Source organism: Cellulomonas pasadenensis (assembly GCF_047229365.1).
GTDB lineage: Bacteria > Actinomycetota > Actinomycetes > Actinomycetales > Cellulomonadaceae > Cellulomonas.
Window position 1 is genome coordinate 1 of record NZ_JBFTEP010000276.1, and the last position, 1,089, is coordinate 1,089.

A 1,089-nucleotide genomic window follows, 5' to 3' on the forward strand; every position below is an offset into this window, starting at 1 on the left:
GTGCCGCGGGCGCACCGGCCCCGGGCGGGGTCACCGCCCGCAGCGGCACCCGCACGGCCACGGGCGCCTGGGCGTCGGCGGCGGCGAGCACCTGGTCGAGCGTCACCGGGACCGTCGACGTCGGCAGCGCGTACCCGGCCGGGACGGCGGTGGCGCGCAGCTCGTACGTGCCGGGCGCGACGCGCCCGAACGACAGGCGGCCCGAGGCGTCGGACGTGGCCGTGGCGACGAGCACCCGGCCCGCCGGCACGGGCGCCGCGAGCGCCGCCACGCCGCCGGCGGCCCGCACGGCGACGCGTCCGCGCGCGTCGTCGTCGTGGTGGTCGTGGCCGCGGCCCGGGCCGGTGTGGCCGTGGCCCTCACCGTCGTCGCCGTGGTCGTCGTCGTGGTCGTCGTCGTCGGCCCCCCGCGTCGGGTCGTCGGTCGGCGACGGGTCGGCGGGCGCGTCCGGGACCTGGGCGGGCGGCTCGGCGGCCGGGGCGGCGCCCCACAGCTCGAACGTCGCGCCGGCCAGCGGCGCGCCGGCGTCGTCGGCCACGACCACGTCGAGCACCCGGTAGGCGCGCGTGAGCTCGAACGACGCGGTGAGGTCGCAGTCCGCGGGCGTGTCCTCGGTCGCGACGACGCACGGGCCGACCGTCTGCGACGTCGCGCCGACGACCATCGACCCGGCCGGCACGGAGACCACGCGGACCGTCGCGGTCGCGCCCGCGGGCAGCTGGTACCAGCCGGGCACGTCGCCCGCGGCGTCGGTGGTGCCGGTCCACTCGGGCGCGGGGTCGGTCCCCGCGACGTCGAGCTCGACCACCGCGCCCGCGAGGGGCGCGCCGTCCTGCGACGTCACCTCGGCGTACGCCTTGCCCGTGCCGAAGCACCCGCTGACGACCTCGGGGCACCCCGGCGTGCCGGTCGGCGACGGGCCGGGCGTCGGCTCGTCGGTCGGGGCGTCGGACGGGGACGGGTCCGGCGACGGCTCGTCGTGCGCCGCGTCGAGACCCGGCGCGGCGGGGACCTGGTCGACCTGGTCCTCGGCGGGCAGGGGCACGGTGCCGGCCGCCGGCGCGGTGGCGTCCGGCGTCGGGGTGGGCG

At 80.9% G+C, this 1,089-nt stretch carries 1 protein-coding gene; it reads right to left on the reverse strand.

The window, feature by feature from the left end:
- Nucleotides 1-1,089, reverse strand: a 1,089-nt coding sequence (locus AB6N23_RS18445; protein ID WP_412867406.1) for a SpaA isopeptide-forming pilin-related protein, incomplete at both ends; no start/stop codon positions are given.